We start from the raw sequence: 15,559 nt of genomic DNA, 5'->3' as shown, positions 1-15,559 counted from the left end.
TCACGTCAGCCGTTGAGCGATATCAAAGTGCTCCCTTTCCTCTAGGAGGCAATGGACAGCGCCTGCTCCGCTCTGAACCGCTGATAGGCAGTAATCGCTTTGTTGGCGAGGAGGAGTTGTCGTCTTTCGCCCTGCCGCATCATGGCTTCAACAGTATTGAGCAGGTGCAGTGCGGCCCGATCGGGATTGCCCAGTTCACCCGTTGCTTCCAGATAGGCCCAAGCAATCTGGAAGGAGTTCGCGAAGATGGATTGCGTCGTTTCGCTCATGACGAGTATGGGGAACGGAGCGACGACGCTGCATGTGTCCGGCGCGGTTCCACCAGTGGAGTTCCGTGGAACTGCCCATCCTAACTTCACGATTCCGCAGCCGTGTGTCCGGAATTAACCGTCTCTTAGTGGCAGTCATGCCGAACTATGCCAGGGCTGTTGTTGAGAGGTTTCCTGGCATGCTTCCAGACGGCACTTATGCGGCGTGGTTCAAGACCCCGCTAGGCCAAGGCACCGGCATCGCCCACGTCCAAGACGGCAAAATCGGGGGCGGTGATAGCATCATGAGCTACAGCGGCTCCTGCGAAGTCGATGGAGATCGGTTCACCGCGATCATAACAACTAAACGGCATACCGAAGGACACGCAACGGTCTTTGGCGCTGATGAGCTCACAATGAAGCTTGAAGGAACGTGCGACGGCAAGATAGCTAGGTACGTAGGAACGGCCGAGCAGGTGCCGGGAGTGCTTCTTGAGGGAACGCTCATTCTGAGCGAGCAATCGGTGACAGCGCCCGAGCCGACCGCGCCGCCGCCGACATTCAACCCTCACAGACTTCCGAAGCTTCCGAAGCGTTCCCGCTGATAGATCAGGCGTTTGACCACGGTCGTCGATATCGGGCCGTAACGCGCTGCCTCGCTCCCCGCCGTGCCTACGAGGAGCCGAATGCGCATCCTGACCGGGCCGAGCCAATGGCTATGTTCCCGGAAAGAGCGATTGACGCTAGTCGCAGCGGCGCTCCCTGCGGGTAACCCTACGACCATCATCACGGTCGACCGTGACAGTCTCTGTGCGGCAGCGTTGTCTTGGGCCGACGGTGACGCCTCCGGGGCCGACGCCAACTGTGGTGTCGCGGTCGTAGCGGTTACGGTCCCTATAGTAGCGGTCCTCGCGATCCCGTCCGATTTGGACATCAACGCCTTGAGCCATCTTGACGCCTTGGGCGTTGGCCGGAATGGTAAGCGGGGTCGTAGCCAGAGCCACCGTGGCTGTCGCCAAGGCAAAAGCGATCTTCAACATGTGGGAGTCTCCCTTGAGCACGATGCGGTGTAACGAGGGCGAACGCTGACTGTTCCATGTCGCCGGGCGAGTGGCTCAGAGCATCCGGCCGCAGTTCGCGGCCATCTTGGTTGCTCGTTTCAGCCAACCGGGCACGCCGCCGGGAACTGGCCGATCGTCGGCGACAGGTGGGCGATCGACCAATATGCCGAGGCGGCCCTCGGTAACCGACAGTTCTTCTTGAACCGGCCCAAACCCCGTAAACCTGATGTGCACTATTCGATCACCACGAGGCAAGAGGCGATCCGTCGCGCTGTTCCGCGTGATGAACCGATACGTCGGCAACCTGGCGCCGATGTCGGGCCGTGTTTCCAGACTATCCGGCGCCGGTAGTTAGCAACGCCGCGGCCGATCGCGAGATGGTGCTGATGCGGTGGGCATGCCGGCGCCGCCGCGAACTGGCGGGCCGCCGGCCACCAATATCCGCAACACGTCATCGCCGCACTGGCGGGCCTGGCTAAAGGCGGAGAACCGCTGCTTGGTGCCCGCCAACAGCTTCGCTCAATACGCGCCCGAGCCGAACCCGGAAACCAAGAAGAAGGATGTCGTCTGGTTCGCGCTCAATTAGGAGCGGCCGCCGTTTGCGTTCGCTGGCATCTGGACCGAGTTCAACGGCGATCGAGGCACCAAGTCCAAGCCGATCGCCGGACCGCATTTGGTTTATGGCTTCCTGACCACATCGGCGAACGCCGTCGTCGAGCCGATCCACCGTATCCCTCCGGCGGCGGCCGCCTTGTGTAGTTTGATTGGCGGCCCGAGGATTTGACCTTAAGTCTAGCTTTAAGGTCACGTGGCGAATGCAGGTCAATGTGTTGGGCGCCGAGCGTCGGCGGCGATGGAGTTACGACGAGAAGGTTCGCCTTGTCGAAGAGACCTTGCAGGCTGGCGAGACGGTCTGCGGCGTCGCGCGCCGGCATGGGGTGGCTCACAGCCTGCTGTTCACTTGGCGTCGACAGGCGCGCCAGGGTCGACTGGGCGGAGATTCTGTGCCAGCTCTCGTTCCGGTCGAAATCACACCGATGGCGGCTCCGACTTCGAGCGACGCGCCACAACCAGTGGCTTCACCGCCTGCGCAACGTGCAAGGGCTGGAATCATCGAGATCGAGCTTGGCGGAGGCTGCCGCGTTCGCGTTGACCGTGACGTGGACGTTGAGGCGCTGCAGCGAATTCTTGAGCTGCTGCGGCGACGATGATCCCGATTCCGAGCGGCGTCAGGGTTTGGATCGCCACTGGCCACACCGACATGCGTCGTGGCATGCAAAGCCTGGCTCTTACAGTTCAGGAGAGCTTGAAGCGCGATCCCCATGCCGGCGATCTCTACATCTTCCGGGGCCGCCGCGGTGACCTCGTCAAGATTCTTTGGCACGATGGGCTGGGCATGTCGCTCTACGCCAAGCGCCTCGACCGTGGGAAGTTCATCTGGCCCTCGGCGTCGGCCGGCGCGGTATCGATCTCAGCGGCGCAGATGGCCTATATGCTCGAGGGCATCGACTGGCGGAATCCGCAACTAAGCTGGCGGCCGCAAAGCGCGGGCTGAGCGAAGAAATCTGCGGTTGCTGCCATTTTGGGAGTCCCATCGCGTCCAATCTGTGATTCACTGCGTCGCATGGATGCCGACCGCGACACTGTTCCGGATGACGTTGCCGCCCTGAAGGAGGCGCTGGCGGTCGAGCGCGCGAAGGGTTTGGAGATCGCCGCCGAGCTCGCGGTCGCTCGCGCGAAGGCGTCGGAAGACGAAGCGCTGATCGCCCAGCAGCAGTTGCAGATTGCCAAGCTGAAGCATCAGATCTATGGGCAGCGGTCGGAACGTTCGGCGCGGCTGATCGAGCAGTTGGCACTGACGTTCGAAGAGCTGGAAGCCGACGCCACCGAGGACGAGCTTGCGGCGGAACGAGCCGTGGCGAAGACGACGGTGCGCGGATTTACGCGCAAGCGCGCTGAGCGCCAGACCTTCCCTGAGCACCTTCCCAGGGAGCGGGTGGTGATCGAAGGACCTACGGCTTGTGAATGCTGCGGCAGCAATCGCCTTCGCAAGCTCGGCGAGGACGTGACGCGCACGCTGGAAGTAGTGCCGCGCCAGTGGAAGGTGATCGAGACGGTCCGGGAGAAGTTCTCCTGCCGCGATTGCGAGAAGATCAGCCAGCCGCCGGCGCCATTCCATGCCATCGCCCGGGGATGGGCCGGCCCGAGCCTCCTGGCCATGATCATGTTCGAGAAGTTCGGCCAGCATCAGCCCTTGAACCGCCAGGCCGAGCGCTATGCCCTGGAAGGGGTGCCGATCGCGCTGTCGACCATGGCCGATGCCGTGGGGTCGGTCTGTGCGTCGCTGGATCCCCTGCTGCGCCTGGTAGAAGCCCATGTCATGGCAGCCGAGCGGCTTCATGCCGACGATACGACGGTGCCGGTGCTGGCCAAGGGCAAGACCGATACGGGACGGTGCTGGATCTACGTTCGGGACGACCGGCCGTTTGGGGGCGCGGGTCCGCCAGCAGCGATGTTCTACTACTCACGCGACCGCAAGGGCGAACATCCCCAGCAGCATCTGGCCCGGTATGCCGGCATCCTGCAGGCCGACGCCTATGACGGGTACAACCAGCTCTATCTGGCCGGGCGCGAGCCCGGACCGATCCGGGAGGCTGCCTGCTGGTCACATGGAAGGCGCCCGTTCTTTGCCATGGCCGACATCGAAGAGAATGCGCGGCGCAAGGGTGCCGGAAAGAAGGAAATCCCGCTCTCTCCGATCGCGATCGAGGTCGTGCGGCGGATCGATGCGCTGTTCGAGATCGAACGCTCCATCAATGGCAGGAGCCCCGAAGGGCGACTTCAGGTGCGACAGACGCTGAGCCGGCCTCTGGTCGAGGACCTTCAGGTCTACATGCGCGAGCAGCTCGCCAAACTGTCCCGCGGTCACGACCTGGCCAAGGCGTTCAACTACATCCTGAAGCGTTGGGCGAGCTTTACGCTGTTCCTCGAAGACGGACGCGTGTGTCTCTCCAACAATGCCGCCGAACGAGGCTTGCGAGGCATCGCTCTTGGACGGAAGTCCTGGCTGTTCTGCGGATCTGATCGCGGAGGGCGGCGCGCGGCAGCTATGTACAGCCTCATCATCACGGCAAAAATGAACGGCATCGACCCGCAAGCCTGGCTCACCGATATCCTCGCCCGCATCGCCGCCCATCCGGCTCATCGGCTGGACGAACTTCTGCCCTGGAATTGGACGCCGGCATCAACGCTCTCCGCTCGAGCGGCATGACCACCCACGTCAACAAGGTCCATCACGTCACCACTATTACCAAGGTCGCCAAGGACCTCGGCGAAGATGAAGATTGGCTGTGGGACATCGCCAACGAAATGGAAATCGAGGACGGCGTCATCTGGGTCTATGGCGTCGGAGAAGACGGCGTCCAGGCGTTCACCGACTTCGGAATCGAAAACCTCATCGAGCTGATTAGGTTCTACAAAGAGAACCCTGGATTGCTCAGGCGCTAACCCTGCGGCCTACGCCGAATGGATACGATCCACCCCAAGCCGATGCCGGTAATCCTGAAAGAGGAGTGCGATGTTTGGTTGCACGCCCCTTGGGATGAGGCGAAGGCGTTGCCGCAATTGTTGGCCGCGCTCACAAGCGGAGAGTTGCGTATGCTCAACCGCGTTGACGTTTACCACCGGCACAGCCGCGCCATCGTTCAAGAGATCGGCGAGAGATTGCGGGCGTCGCTAAAACCAGAGGCCGAACTGCCAGCGAGCATTAGAAAGCACGTCGACCGGCTCCGCGAACTGCAGGAGCGTTCACCGTCAATCGTTCCCGATCCGGGGCATTGGAAAAAACCTCGCCGTTGAGCCGCAGATGGTTCGGCCGAACATGGACGAGCAATGCCATCGGTGAAACACCGTGCGTCAAGGATTTTGAACGAGCCCGGTGAAGCGCAATCTGAATTGATCGGCAAAGCCGTCGTCCTTACCGACGGAAGGGCTGGTACCGTCGAGAACGTTTGGCTGGATGAATTGCACGGGCTTCGGATTTCGATCAAAGGTCATGATGGAAGATGGCCAGTTTCAATCATCAAGTTCCCGGAGAACTGGTCCTTTCGCGTCGACTGCACGCTGCCCAGAGCGCCGCGTTCCTTTCAAAACATTCCGACCAAGATGAAAAACCCGATCTCGATTAGGAAAGTGACAGACGTGACGGCGACTGTAAGAAACACGTCGCCCGCTGGGAGCCGGGTCATAGCGCGCCTCATCGCTTGCCACGCCCCGTTGGTAAATTCTGGCAAGTAAAAATGGTTTCGGTTCCAGCGTGAGAGGCGATGAGATCGGCCAGGCTCTACCGGGTTTCAAGTTCCTTAATTGCCAGAACCGAAATCTGTGCGGGGTCCTTGATACCGGTTTGCGCGACTTTGATTATCGTCTTCGCGATCATTTCCGTCAGTGGGTCGTCGCGATCTTTGACGCAGAGGGTACGTAGCGTCTTCTCGTAAGCGTCCGTGATGCGGCTAACCTCTTTCGGCCCCATAACGTGGGTTTGCAAATGTAGGTAGATAGCCATTTTCTAACCCTCCCAGCCCATCTGCGTTACAAAGGGCATTTCTACCACGGGAACCCGTTCACGGCCAAAAACGCTTAGCGGGGGTTTCGGTGTAGCTGCGAGTTACATTGATCCGGCGGGTTAGTCAGGGAAAAAACAGGCGCCCCGAGCGGCCTCTTGGTGGCTTCGAGCATCGCATTTGGGGCGAGGAATAGCATAGGTAAGGAACTCTGAGTTCCGCAAAACGTCTAATCTAGGCTTCCGGCTGATGCCCTTGCCCCAAGGCCGGAAGAAAACCCAACCGGGTTGGCGGCCTTGGCGTAGCGTATAGCGCCGGGGTCGTTTGCCTTCAGTCGGGTTTGAGCATTCGTTCCGGACATCAGCGTCGAACCTCTTCGAAATGAAAAGGGCGCGAACTTAGGCGGCCCTACTCGAAGGCTTTCCGGTCAAAATGGATCATAACCACTGTCCGCGCCATCAGGAGCGTGAGACCGACCGATCCGGATAGGAGACCGAGCAACATAGTCGAGCGATCTCAGGCCGGGCGATTGAAGCCACTCGTTCATAGGCCTAAATCATGGCGACGATACGCCCCATGCCGCTTATGCCGCCGGGTCACAGCGCTGAGCATATTAGCCAAGTGTCAGCCAACGTGCAGACGCCATTGGTTCGATTGGGCGGCGGCTGCGGATTGTTCGAGGATCCTCCAAGCCGCTCGCAAGGTGTCCTAGGTTTCGGTGCTGCTGCACCATCCTGAACAAGGAGTTCAGCTGGTATTCAGTGGATAGGTCCTAACCCGCTGGCTTGATGGCAAGTAGGTAGGACAAATGAGTTTCTTCGACCGATGGCCGCCGCGATCGATTGGCTGGACGCTTACCGCGTAAGCGATCTTTCGATAGCAGACCTGTACTCTGAGAGCGCGTCGCTGGAATGCTGCAATGGACACGCGCCAGCAGTTGGCGCGTGCCGCAATATATTGGCAGCTGCAATTCGCTCAGAGTCCAGCCGGCGAACTTGAAGGTTTGCAGGCCGAAGGTGACGAGGTGGTGGTTTCATACGCAGTGTTTGGCGAAGTCCAGCAGACAGCTCTCAAGTTTGGTGACGCGGGACAGATCGTTAGAAGCAGATGCCGGCACGCATGAAGAGGCATAGAGCGCCTGCGCTTTGATCATCGGACGGCATTTGTCTCTTTAAAGGCGGTGTGAATCAGATTCCTATGCCGAGCGGCACGTGGGGACTTGGAAATGAAGATTATTTTTGGAGAGGGTGGACGCAGTACGCCCGTGAGGGCATGCGAACTTTGCTTACAGCCGATGAAGTTCTTGGGCAATCACGCGGAATGCAGGCTGTTCAGGTGCGAAAGCTGCGCCCTCGTCAGCACCGAGTGCTCAGAATCTGCGTCCGGACTTGGGCTGGCCCGGCGCGCCAGCTTGAGCCTCTTTGGTTGAAATGCTTCAGCTCTGTCTGTGCGGCTGCAGCTTTTCGCAGCAGCGCGCCTTTAATCACGGAAACAGCGCCGAAGATGCAGCAGTATGCCAGCCCGCATGTCATCGTTGCGGCATGATGAGTTTCGAGAACTGGTAACGCTGTTGACCTAGACCAGGATGGCTGCAAGCAGCAGATCGAAGGGAATTGTTTGATCTAGGTCAAGGTCGAATGTGGCCAATAGCTAAGGCTGCGCCCTGGGGGCCGATAGCGCGCCTCGATCAACAATGCGAGGCACCGCAATCACGGAGGAAGCCATGCTTCGACTCCCGCGCTATTTCGCCAGCGACAAGCTGATCCGCGTGACAACCGCATCCCATTGGCGCTCCTCCGACGCCGGGTAGTTGATCAAGACGCAGTTCATGAATCGGTTGGCTTGATTACATCGATTATACCAAGTGCGATCATCTCGAATACTGGACACGGCGAAAAACTCGGGTGTCACTCTCCTGTACTGGATGCCGGCTGGAGGGTTCATTCTCTGCAAAAAAACGGCAGGCGAGTCGTTACTCGGATTGGGAAAAGACCTGATTGTGAGGTTGGCCCGGCGATCTTTTGTGAAGAGCTGCCGGCCAAGGTTCCCGTCTATCGCACCCCCATCCTGCTCAAAAATCGATGTTGGAACGTCTACGCTGAGGCCGGTGGTCGGAATGCTGTACCTTCGCCACTCCAAGCCGGCCGCCCTTGATTGCATGTAAGTTAGGAGGCTGAGGAAAACGATGAGAGGGACTCTCCGGCGCAAGTACATGGACATATCCCTTCGGATGTTAGCCGGACGTTGATGCAGACCTTCAACGGCCTCATCCTTCCCATGTTCCGGCGGGGACGCGGGCCAACTTACAGCTTTATCCGGAATGGATCGCTGGATCGAGCTACTGCCCGACCGAAAGTTTCCAGCGCTTGCACGGTTACGGCTTCACGGCGCTGACTATGCAGAACAGCGGTCTGATGGAGCTTGGACTTCAGGCGCAAATAGCATTGACACGTCTTTTTTTGCTGCTGCCAAGTGTCTTTGTCTCTGGCCTGCTGCTTGATCGCGGTTCGGGGCTCCTGGCTTCGGCACTGTCGATAGGCCTATCAATCGTCGCGATTTATCCTCGCTTTGAGGTGCCGACTACATATTACCGCTCACGCTATTCGCCATAACCACGGCGGGGCTTACGCTGGTCGCTGCGCAACGTGATGGTGAGGCTTGTCTCAGCAGAGCGGGCAAAGTTCACTTTGTTGCAAGAACTAGCCGTGTGGGTGTTCTCAACTGTCGAAATCCAATGGACGGATCTGTGCGTTGGCTCACCCTCAGCGAGATCGGACGCTGCAGATGCGAGCGCGACGCTCTTACGTTTCGACACCTAGCCGTACAGCTCTCGAAGGAGTCGCCCAACACATCGAGAAGGCTGCAAAGGCTCAGCGCTGATTCAGCATACGCGCCGCCTTCGAGTTAGCCGATGAGTTGACTTGTTATAACATTTGGCACATTGTCTTAACTTAACCGGCAAAGCCGGGCTAAACGAAAGCCGAGGGGAGGACAGGAGATGCGGTCATTCAGGCCCACGCGACGTACGTTCCTCAGGACCGGCACGGCAGCCGCCACCCTGATCGGGATGGGCCCTGCCCTGTTGCGACAGGCTGCGGCGCAGGAGGCTGACCTTGCGCCCTACAAGGCGGCCGAGATCGACTGGCAGCAAGCGTCGGGCGAGACCATCACGGTCGCTGTGATCCCCGCGAGCTATTTCGAGAACCTCATCACGCTCGTCCCGCAGTTCAAGACGCTGACCGGCATCGACGTCCGCTTCGAGAAAATTCCGCCGGCCCAGATCCGGCAGAAATGCGTGATCGACCTCACCTCGAAGACCGGCACTTACGCCACGCACGCTGCCGACCCTATGTATTATTCGCTTTATGTCGCGAACAAATGGGTGGAGCCGCTCGATACGTATCTTAAAGATAAATCGCTGACCGATGAGGCCTGGTTCAAATTCGACGACATCATCCCGGCCTGGCGCAGCGCCGACAGCATCGACGGCAAGCTCTACGGCGTGCCGTACGACGGCGAAGTCACCATCCAAGTCTATCGCAAGGACCTCTACGACGCGAAGGGCCTGAAGCCGGCCGACACGCTGGAGGCCTATGTTGCCAACGCGGCAGCGCTAAACAATCCAAACGACCGCGTCTGGGGCTGCGCGCTGCGCGGCGTCGCCGGCGCGGGGCAGAACATGTACATCTACCCCTCGATCTTCCGCGAGTTCGGCGGCATCTGGATGAAGGACGGCAAGCTCATCGTCAACGGCTCCGAGGCCGAGGCGGCCCTCGGCTGGTATGTCGACGTGATGCGCAAATATGCGCCTCAGGCGGCGGCGAACTGGAACTGGCCTGATATTGCCGACGCCTTTTCGCAAGGGACGGTCGCGAACTATATCGATGCGCATTCCTCGGCGTCGGTTGTCAACCATCCCGAGAAGTCCAAGGTGATCGGCAAGATCGCTTATGCGCGCTGGCCCAAGGGCCCGTCCGGCAAGCGCGTCACCTCGATCTGGAACTGGGGTTTCCCGATCAACGCCGCGCTACCCGACAAGAAGAAAAAGGCGACCTGGCTGTTCATCCAGTGGGCAGCGAGCGCAGAGACGCAGGCGCGCACCGCACATCGCTTTGCAGGTCCGACCAAGCGCTCCGGCGTCAACCGCACCTCAATCTGGAAGGATCCGGACTATGTAAAGCTGATGAACGGCTTTGGCGACAATTTCGTCGAAGCCACCATGCAGGCGCTGGAGAACGATACCGACGTCGACTGGCGGCCGCGCGTGCCGCAATGGCCGGCTATCGGCGACACCATGGCGACCGCCATCCAGTCCGCCCTCTCCAGCCAGGCCACCGTGAAGGCCGCGCTCGATGATGCGCAGAAGCGCATCGAGCCGATGATGCGCGGTTAACGCTCGGCTGATCGATGGCGTCGGCCGCAATAACAACCGACAAGGCGACCGCAATCGTCGCAAGCGATTACGGCCGTGTGCTGGCGCAGCGCCAGTGCCGGTTCGCGGCGGTACTGCTGGCGCCGGCGTTTCTGGCGCTGCTAGCGACCACCACCTTCCCGCTGCTGTTCCTAGTCTGGACCAGCGCGTTCCGAATGGATCTGGCTATGCCGTTCATGAACGGCTTCGTCGGCGTCGAAAACTACCGAGTATTGCTGGCCGACGAACGGTTCTGGTCGTCGCTCCTGATCAGCCTCGTCTACACCGGCTCGACTGTCATACTGCAGGTCATCATTGGGCTGGCACTGGCGCTCTTGGTGATGGACATGAAGCGCGGCCAGGGCTGGTTTCGCATCATCGCGATCCTGCCTGTCGTACTATCGCCGGCCGTGGTCGGCATGATCTGGCGCACCTTCATGCTCGCGCCGGAGTTCGGCATTGTCGATTTCCTTGCCATCAATGCCGGGCTCGGCAGCAAGAACTGGCTCGGCGATCCCTTCCTTGCCATGGTCTCGGTGATCGTGATCCATACCTGGCAGTGGACGCCGTTCGCCTTCATGGTGCTGCTCGCCTCGCTCGCCGCGCTGCCTGAGGATATCTACGAGGCGGCGCGGCTCGATCGCGCCACCGCCTGGCAGCGCTTTCGGCGCATCACCCTTCCCTTGTTACGTCCGGCCATCGTGATGGTGATCATCATGCGCACTATGGTGGCGCTGACTGCCTTTGCCGCGATCTTCACCGTGACCGGGGGCGGTCCCGGCACCGCGACGGAAATCCTCAATCTCTATGCCTACCGGAAGTCCTTCACGGAGCTCTCCATCGGCTACGGCTCGGCGCTGGCGGTGGCGCTTCTGATGGTCACCATCCTGATCTCGGCCATTCTCTTTGCGATGCGGAGAGCCAAGTGAACGCAAAACGCCTTCGCCTCTTTGCGCTGCTGGCGATCTCGCTCGTGTTTTTGCTGGCTTGGGCATTCCCCGTGGTCTGGAGCGTGCTGAACTCGCTGAAGACCGACCGCGACGCGCTGGCCTATCCGCCAAAGCTGTTCTTCTCGCCGACACTGGAAGCCTATCGCGACGTGCTGTTCGGCTCCGGCTCGATCCTGCCGAACCTGATCTCCAGCATGGTGATCTCGATCGGCACCACGGTTGTCACCATGCTGATGGCGGTGCCCGCGGCTTATGCGCTCGCGCGGCTGCGGTTTCGCGGCAAGAAGTTCGCCGGCTTCTATGTGCTGGCGACACAAATGCTGCCGCCGGTCGGCATCATTATCCCGTACTTCCTGGTGCTGAAGGACATCGGCTGGATCGATACATATCAGGGCATCATCCTGATCTATCTCTCCTTCTCGCTGCCCTTCGCAATCTGGCTTTTGGTCTCCTATTTCGAAGACATCCCGTTCGAGATGGAGGAAGCCGCCTATCTCGACGGCGCGAGCCGGCTGCGCACGCTGTGGCGGATCATCATCCCGCAAGTGCGGGGCGGCATCGCCGTGACCGTCGTGTTCGTGTTCCTCAATGCCTGGAACGAATTCCTGTTCGCCGTTGTCCTGAGCGGCAATACGGTACGGCCGGTGACGGTTGCGATGTTCAATTTCGTTTCCGTCGAGCAAACGCTTTGGGCGAAGCTTGCCGCCGTCTCGGTGCTGGCGATGCTGCCCGTTGTCGTGCTCGGCGTGGTCGCGCAAAAACATATCGTCAAGGGATTGACAGTCGGCGCCGTCAAGGGTGGAGGGCGCCGATGAGCGGCCGCGGAACAGTGCGTTTCCAGGACATCGTCAAGATGCACGGCGAGTTCGCCGCGCTCAGAAACGTCAATTTCGAAATCAAGCCCGGCGAGTTCTTCGCCCTGCTGGGTCCCTCCGGTTCCGGCAAGAGCACGACTTTGCGGATTCTCGCCGGGCTTGATGCCCCGACCGCCGGCTGCGTCTTCATCGACGGCAAGGACGTAACCTCCGTCGATGCGCGCGATCGCGACATCGCCATGGTGTTCCAGAGCTATGCGCTCTATCCGCATATGACCGTCGCGGAAAACATCGCCTTCCCGCTCGAGATGAGCAACCTGCCGAAAAAGGAGATCCGGCCCGCGGTGAAGGAAGCGGCGCGCAAGGTCAAGATCGATCATCTACTCGACCGTAAGCCCGGGCAACTCTCCGGCGGCCAGCAGCAGCGCTGTGCGCTCGCCCGCGCCATCGTGCGCAAGGCGCGACTGTTCCTACTCGACGAGCCGCTCTCCAATCTCGACGCCAAGCTGCGGATCGAGACGCGGGCCGAACTGAAGAAGCTGCAGCGCTCGCTCGGCGTCACCGCGGTTTATGTCACCCACGACCAGGAAGAGGCGATGACGCTGGCCGACCGCATGGCTGTGTTCATGGCGGGCGAAATCCAGCAGGTCGGCACACCGGCGGAAGTGTTTGCCCGGCCGAACTCGATCGACATTGCTGGCTTCATCGGCAACCCGCCGATGAACCTGGTGCCCGCCCGCTATGCTAACGGCAGCGTCACCATCGCCGGCCATGCGTTGAAGACCGCCCTGCAGAGCGCAGGCGCGCGCGACGTGATCGCGGGCATCCGGCCCGGCGCGCTGCGTCTCGCGCCGGACGGGCTGAAGGCCAAGGTCGATCTGGTTGAGGACCTCGGCGACACCGCCGTGCTCGACGTCGACTGCGCCGGCACCTTGATGCGCGTACGCGCCAACCATGAGGACGTGCCGCGTGAGGGCGACGTCATCACGGTGGCGGCACGCCCGCACGACATCCATCTGTTCGATCCCGAGACCGGAAAGCGGCTTTGACCACATGCCCCTCCGCACCCGAAAAAAGCCTGCCCCACTCTCCGCCGCCACGCCGGTTGATGCCACCGCAGGATCGGCGCCGCTGCACATCCAGATCCGCGAGACGATCCGCCGCCAGGTGCGCGACGGCCAGCTGATCGACAAGAGCGGCCGGCTGATGACCGAAGCCGAGCTCGGCCGGTATTTTGGCGTCAGCCGCATCACCATCCGCAACGCCATCTCGCCGCTGGTGAGCGAAGGCATGTTTGCACGCACGCGCGGGCGCGGCACCTTCCTGCGCTCCAACCAGCCTGAAAACTGGGTCGGCCGGCTGATGGGTTTTTCGGAAACCATTCGCGACGCCGGCTATCAGCCTGGCGCCAAGGTGTTGCAGCAAGGCATGACCAATCGGCACGACACTGAGGTGCGCGAACAATTGAGGGAGCGCGCGGTATGGCAGCTCAAGCGACTGCGGTTGGCCGATGACACGCCGATCGCGATCGAGCATGCATTCTATCCGCCCGACATTGGCCTCGAACTCGAGAAGCGCGACCTCATCTCCATCATCATGTACCGGGTGTTCGAGGAAGAGCTCGGCCATCCCATCAAGGAAGCCAAGCAGACCATCAGTGCCGCGCTCGCCGATTCCACCAGCGCCAAATTGCTCGGCGTGAAAGGCGGCAGCCCCCTGCTCGCCATCGAGCGTTTGACGCTCGGCACCGACGGACGGCCACTAGAGCTGCTGCGCGCAGTGTACCTGACCGACTACTTCCGACTCAGCATCAGCCTGACGCGGCAGCATTCCTGAACGTACGCAAGAAGGACCGAAAACTATGGCAAATGGCGGCAAGACTTCCGATCTCCCCAACATCCTCTTGATCCTTAACGACGACATGGGGTTCTCGGATATCGGCTGCTATGGCGGCGAGGTTGAAACGCCGAACCTCGACCAACTCGCGGCCAACGGCCTGCGCTACTCGCAATTCTATAACACCGCCCGCTGCAGCCCGTCACGCGCGTCGCTGCTGACGGGCTTGCATCCGCATCAGACCGGCATCGGCATTCTCACCTACAGCAACGGCCCCGAAGGTTATGCCGGCAATCTGAACAAGAGCTGCGTAACCATTGCCGAAGTGCTGAAGCAGAAGAACTATACTTCGTATCTCAGCGGCAAGTGGCACATCGCGAGCAATTTGACCGAGCCGACCGATGCCTGGCCGACGCAGCGCGGCTTTGATTATTTTTACGGCACGATCATCGGCGCGGGCAGCTTCTACAATCCGAACACGCTGACGCGCGGCAACGACAATATCGAGCATGAGGCGGAGAACGATTCGTCGTTCTTCTATACCGACGCTATCAGCGATCAGGCGGCCGCTTATATCCGCCAGCACAAGACGGAACATCCCGACCAGCCGTTCTTCCAATATGTCGCCTACACCGCGCCGCACTGGCCGCTGCACGCACATGACGAAGATATCGCGAAATATAAGGGACGCTTCGACGCCGGCTGGGATCGCCTGCGTGAGCAACGGCTGAAGCGGCTGATCGATGGCGGCATCATCCATCCCAACTGGCAACTCACCGATCGCGACCCGACCCAACCGCCGTTCGACGAAGCCGAGCATCGCGAGTGGACGCTGCGCTGCATGGAGGTCTATGCCGCGCAGATCGACCGCATGGACCAGGGCATCGGCCGGATCCTAAAGGCGCTGGAAGAAACCGGCAACATGGAGAACACGCTGATCATTTTCCTGTCCGACAACGGCGCCTGCGCCGAGGACATTCCGCAAGGGGTCACCGCGCGCGAGCTGGTCGATCAGCTGATGATTGCTAAGGCGAAGACGCGCAAGGGCGAGCCCGTGCAGTTCGGCAACGATCCCACGCTGATGCCAGGCGGGGAGCACACTTATCAGAGCTACGGCACCGCCTGGGCGAATCTCTCCAACACGCCGTTCCGGCTCTACAAGCACTGGATCCATGAAGGCGGCATCGCCACGCCCTTCATCGTGCACTGGCCGCGCGGCATCAAGGAGCGCGGCGGGCTGCGGCACAATCCGAGCCAGCTGCCCGACGTGATGGCGACGATCCTCGACGTATCCGGTGCGACCTATCCGACGGAAAACAACGGCCACGATATTCTGCCCTGCGAGGGCGAGAGCCTAGTGCCGTCGTTCTCCTCCGCCTATGGCGGTCGCGGTCCGCTGTTCTGGGAGCATGAGGGCAATGCCGCCGTGCGTGTGGGAAAATGGAAGCTGGTGCGGAAATATCCCGGGCCGTGGGAACTCTATGACATGGAGCTAGATCGCACCGAGATGCACGACCTTACCGCCCAATATCCGGAGCGCGTCCGCGACATGGCCGAGCAATATCAGCGCTGGGCCGACCGCTGCGGCGTGATCCCGCGCGAGAAAATCCTCGCGCTGATGCAGGCGCAGGGCGAGACGGCGTTCTGGGAAGAAGAGAAGCAGAACTAACGGCCGT

Annotated in this window: 12 protein-coding genes and 4 pseudogenes; 14 read left to right on the top strand and 2 right to left on the bottom strand. The window is 60.7% G+C overall.

Translation table 11 applies throughout. The features are described from left to right. Positions 1-41: 41 nt before the first annotated feature. Positions 42-269: a hypothetical protein gene (locus QA643_RS10490; RefSeq protein WP_283033089.1), complete on the bottom strand. Its 228-nt coding sequence runs from the start codon at positions 267-269 to the stop codon at positions 42-44. A gap of 179 nt (positions 270-448) precedes the next feature. Here QA643_RS10490 and QA643_RS10485 point away from each other — a divergent pair, with 179 nt between their 5' ends. The 8 genes and pseudogenes from QA643_RS10485 to QA643_RS10450 all read left to right on the top strand — a co-directional run. Continuing rightward, positions 449-853 carry a hypothetical protein gene (locus QA643_RS10485; protein ID WP_283034768.1) on the top strand — a complete coding sequence of 135 codons (405 nt, stop codon included), beginning with the start codon at positions 449-451 and terminating at the stop codon, positions 851-853. Positions 854-1,535: 682 nt separating this feature from the next. After that, positions 1,536-2,036 (top strand): annotated as a pseudogene (locus tag QA643_RS10480) (SOS response-associated peptidase family protein); the annotation flags it as partial. Between the two features lie 88 nt (positions 2,037-2,124). Beyond that, positions 2,125-2,280, top strand: a pseudogene (locus QA643_RS10475) (transposase); the annotation flags it as partial. Between the two features lie 236 nt (positions 2,281-2,516). Beyond that, positions 2,517-2,864 carry an IS66 family insertion sequence element accessory protein TnpB gene (gene tnpB / locus QA643_RS10470; RefSeq protein WP_349253214.1) on the top strand — a complete coding sequence of 116 codons (348 nt, stop codon included), beginning with the start codon at positions 2,517-2,519 and terminating at the stop codon, positions 2,862-2,864. Positions 2,865-2,933: 69 nt separating this feature from the next. After that, complete coding sequence (locus QA643_RS10465; RefSeq protein ID WP_283028219.1) at positions 2,934-4,580, top strand: IS66 family transposase; 1,647 nt, start codon at positions 2,934-2,936, stop codon at positions 4,578-4,580. Continuing rightward, the gene (locus QA643_RS10460) at positions 4,577-4,816 is read left to right on the top strand and encodes a hypothetical protein (protein WP_283028218.1); all 240 of its coding nucleotides are present in this window, start codon (positions 4,577-4,579) and stop codon (positions 4,814-4,816) included. Before QA643_RS10465 ends, QA643_RS10460 begins: the two co-directional genes overlap by 4 nt. A 27-nt stretch (positions 4,817-4,843) precedes the next feature. Beyond that, positions 4,844-4,933 (top strand): annotated as a pseudogene (locus tag QA643_RS10455) (SOS response-associated peptidase); the annotation flags it as partial. Positions 4,934-5,200: 267 nt separating this feature from the next. After that, a pseudogene (locus QA643_RS10450) lies at positions 5,201-5,404 on the top strand (PRC-barrel domain-containing protein); the annotation flags it as partial. A 247-nt stretch (positions 5,405-5,651) separates the two neighbouring features. On the opposite strand, the gene QA643_RS10445 reads toward QA643_RS10450, so the two are convergent. Next, positions 5,652-5,873 carry a hypothetical protein gene (locus QA643_RS10445; RefSeq protein WP_283033088.1) on the bottom strand — a complete coding sequence of 74 codons (222 nt, stop codon included), beginning with the start codon at positions 5,871-5,873 and terminating at the stop codon, positions 5,652-5,654. Between the two features lie 2,996 nt (positions 5,874-8,869). Between QA643_RS10445 and QA643_RS10435 the strand changes: the two genes are divergently transcribed. Genes QA643_RS10435 through QA643_RS10410 form a run of 6 tightly spaced genes read left to right on the top strand, consistent with a single transcriptional unit; the run spans position 8,870 to position 15,552 of the window. Further along, the gene (locus QA643_RS10435; RefSeq protein WP_283033087.1) at positions 8,870-10,264 is read left to right on the top strand and encodes a sugar ABC transporter substrate-binding protein; all 1,395 of its coding nucleotides are present in this window, start codon (positions 8,870-8,872) and stop codon (positions 10,262-10,264) included. A gap of 14 nt (positions 10,265-10,278) precedes the next feature. Beyond that, a complete protein-coding gene (locus QA643_RS10430; RefSeq protein ID WP_283033086.1) occupies positions 10,279-11,211 on the top strand; it encodes a sugar ABC transporter permease in 933 nt (310 codons plus the stop codon). Next, positions 11,208-12,047 (top strand): carbohydrate ABC transporter permease, encoded by an 840-nt coding sequence (locus tag QA643_RS10425; RefSeq protein ID WP_283033085.1) that lies wholly within the window; start codon positions 11,208-11,210, stop codon positions 12,045-12,047. The genes QA643_RS10430 and QA643_RS10425 overlap by 4 nt, the downstream gene beginning before the upstream one ends. Beyond that, complete coding sequence (locus QA643_RS10420; RefSeq protein ID WP_283033084.1) at positions 12,044-13,096, top strand: ABC transporter ATP-binding protein; 1,053 nt, start codon at positions 12,044-12,046, stop codon at positions 13,094-13,096. Before QA643_RS10425 ends, QA643_RS10420 begins: the two co-directional genes overlap by 4 nt. A gap of 4 nt (positions 13,097-13,100) precedes the next feature. Next, positions 13,101-13,883, top strand: coding sequence for a GntR family transcriptional regulator (locus QA643_RS10415; protein WP_283033083.1), 783 nt, complete (start codon positions 13,101-13,103; stop codon positions 13,881-13,883). A gap of 25 nt (positions 13,884-13,908) precedes the next feature. Beyond that, positions 13,909-15,552: an arylsulfatase gene (locus QA643_RS10410; RefSeq protein WP_283033082.1), complete on the top strand. Its 1,644-nt coding sequence runs from the start codon at positions 13,909-13,911 to the stop codon at positions 15,550-15,552. The last annotated feature ends 7 nt before the right edge of the window (positions 15,553-15,559 follow it).

Origin of the sequence: Bradyrhizobium sp. CB3481, assembly GCF_029714305.1 — a bacterium.
In the GTDB taxonomy this organism is placed as follows: domain Bacteria; phylum Pseudomonadota; class Alphaproteobacteria; order Rhizobiales; family Xanthobacteraceae; genus Bradyrhizobium.
The sequence above is the reverse complement of the archived record's forward strand: the minus strand, read 5'-3'. Positions and strand labels throughout refer to the sequence as shown.

What these genes read in the sequence shown, in the direction of transcription:
- QA643_RS10490 (WP_283033089.1), bottom strand. Translation starts at nt 269, where the DNA reads ATGAGCGAAACGACGCAATCCATCTTCGCGAACTCCTTCCAGATTGCT.
- QA643_RS10435 (WP_283033087.1), top strand. Translation starts at nt 8,870, where the DNA reads ATGCGGTCATTCAGGCCCACGCGACGTACGTTCCTCAGGACCGGCACG.
- QA643_RS10415 (WP_283033083.1), top strand. Translation starts at nt 13,101, where the DNA reads ATGCCCCTCCGCACCCGAAAAAAGCCTGCCCCACTCTCCGCCGCCACG.
- QA643_RS10430 (WP_283033086.1), top strand. Translation starts at nt 10,279, where the DNA reads ATGGCGTCGGCCGCAATAACAACCGACAAGGCGACCGCAATCGTCGCA.
- tnpB (WP_349253214.1), top strand. Translation starts at nt 2,517, where the DNA reads ATGATCCCGATTCCGAGCGGCGTCAGGGTTTGGATCGCCACTGGCCAC.
- QA643_RS10420 (WP_283033084.1), top strand. Translation starts at nt 12,044, where the DNA reads ATGAGCGGCCGCGGAACAGTGCGTTTCCAGGACATCGTCAAGATGCAC.
- QA643_RS10460 (WP_283028218.1), top strand. Translation starts at nt 4,577, where the DNA reads ATGACCACCCACGTCAACAAGGTCCATCACGTCACCACTATTACCAAG.
- QA643_RS10445 (WP_283033088.1), bottom strand. Translation starts at nt 5,873, where the DNA reads ATGGCTATCTACCTACATTTGCAAACCCACGTTATGGGGCCGAAAGAG.
- QA643_RS10410 (WP_283033082.1), top strand. Translation starts at nt 13,909, where the DNA reads ATGGCAAATGGCGGCAAGACTTCCGATCTCCCCAACATCCTCTTGATC.
- QA643_RS10465 (WP_283028219.1), top strand. Translation starts at nt 2,934, where the DNA reads ATGGATGCCGACCGCGACACTGTTCCGGATGACGTTGCCGCCCTGAAG.
- QA643_RS10485 (WP_283034768.1), top strand. Translation starts at nt 449, where the DNA reads ATGCTTCCAGACGGCACTTATGCGGCGTGGTTCAAGACCCCGCTAGGC.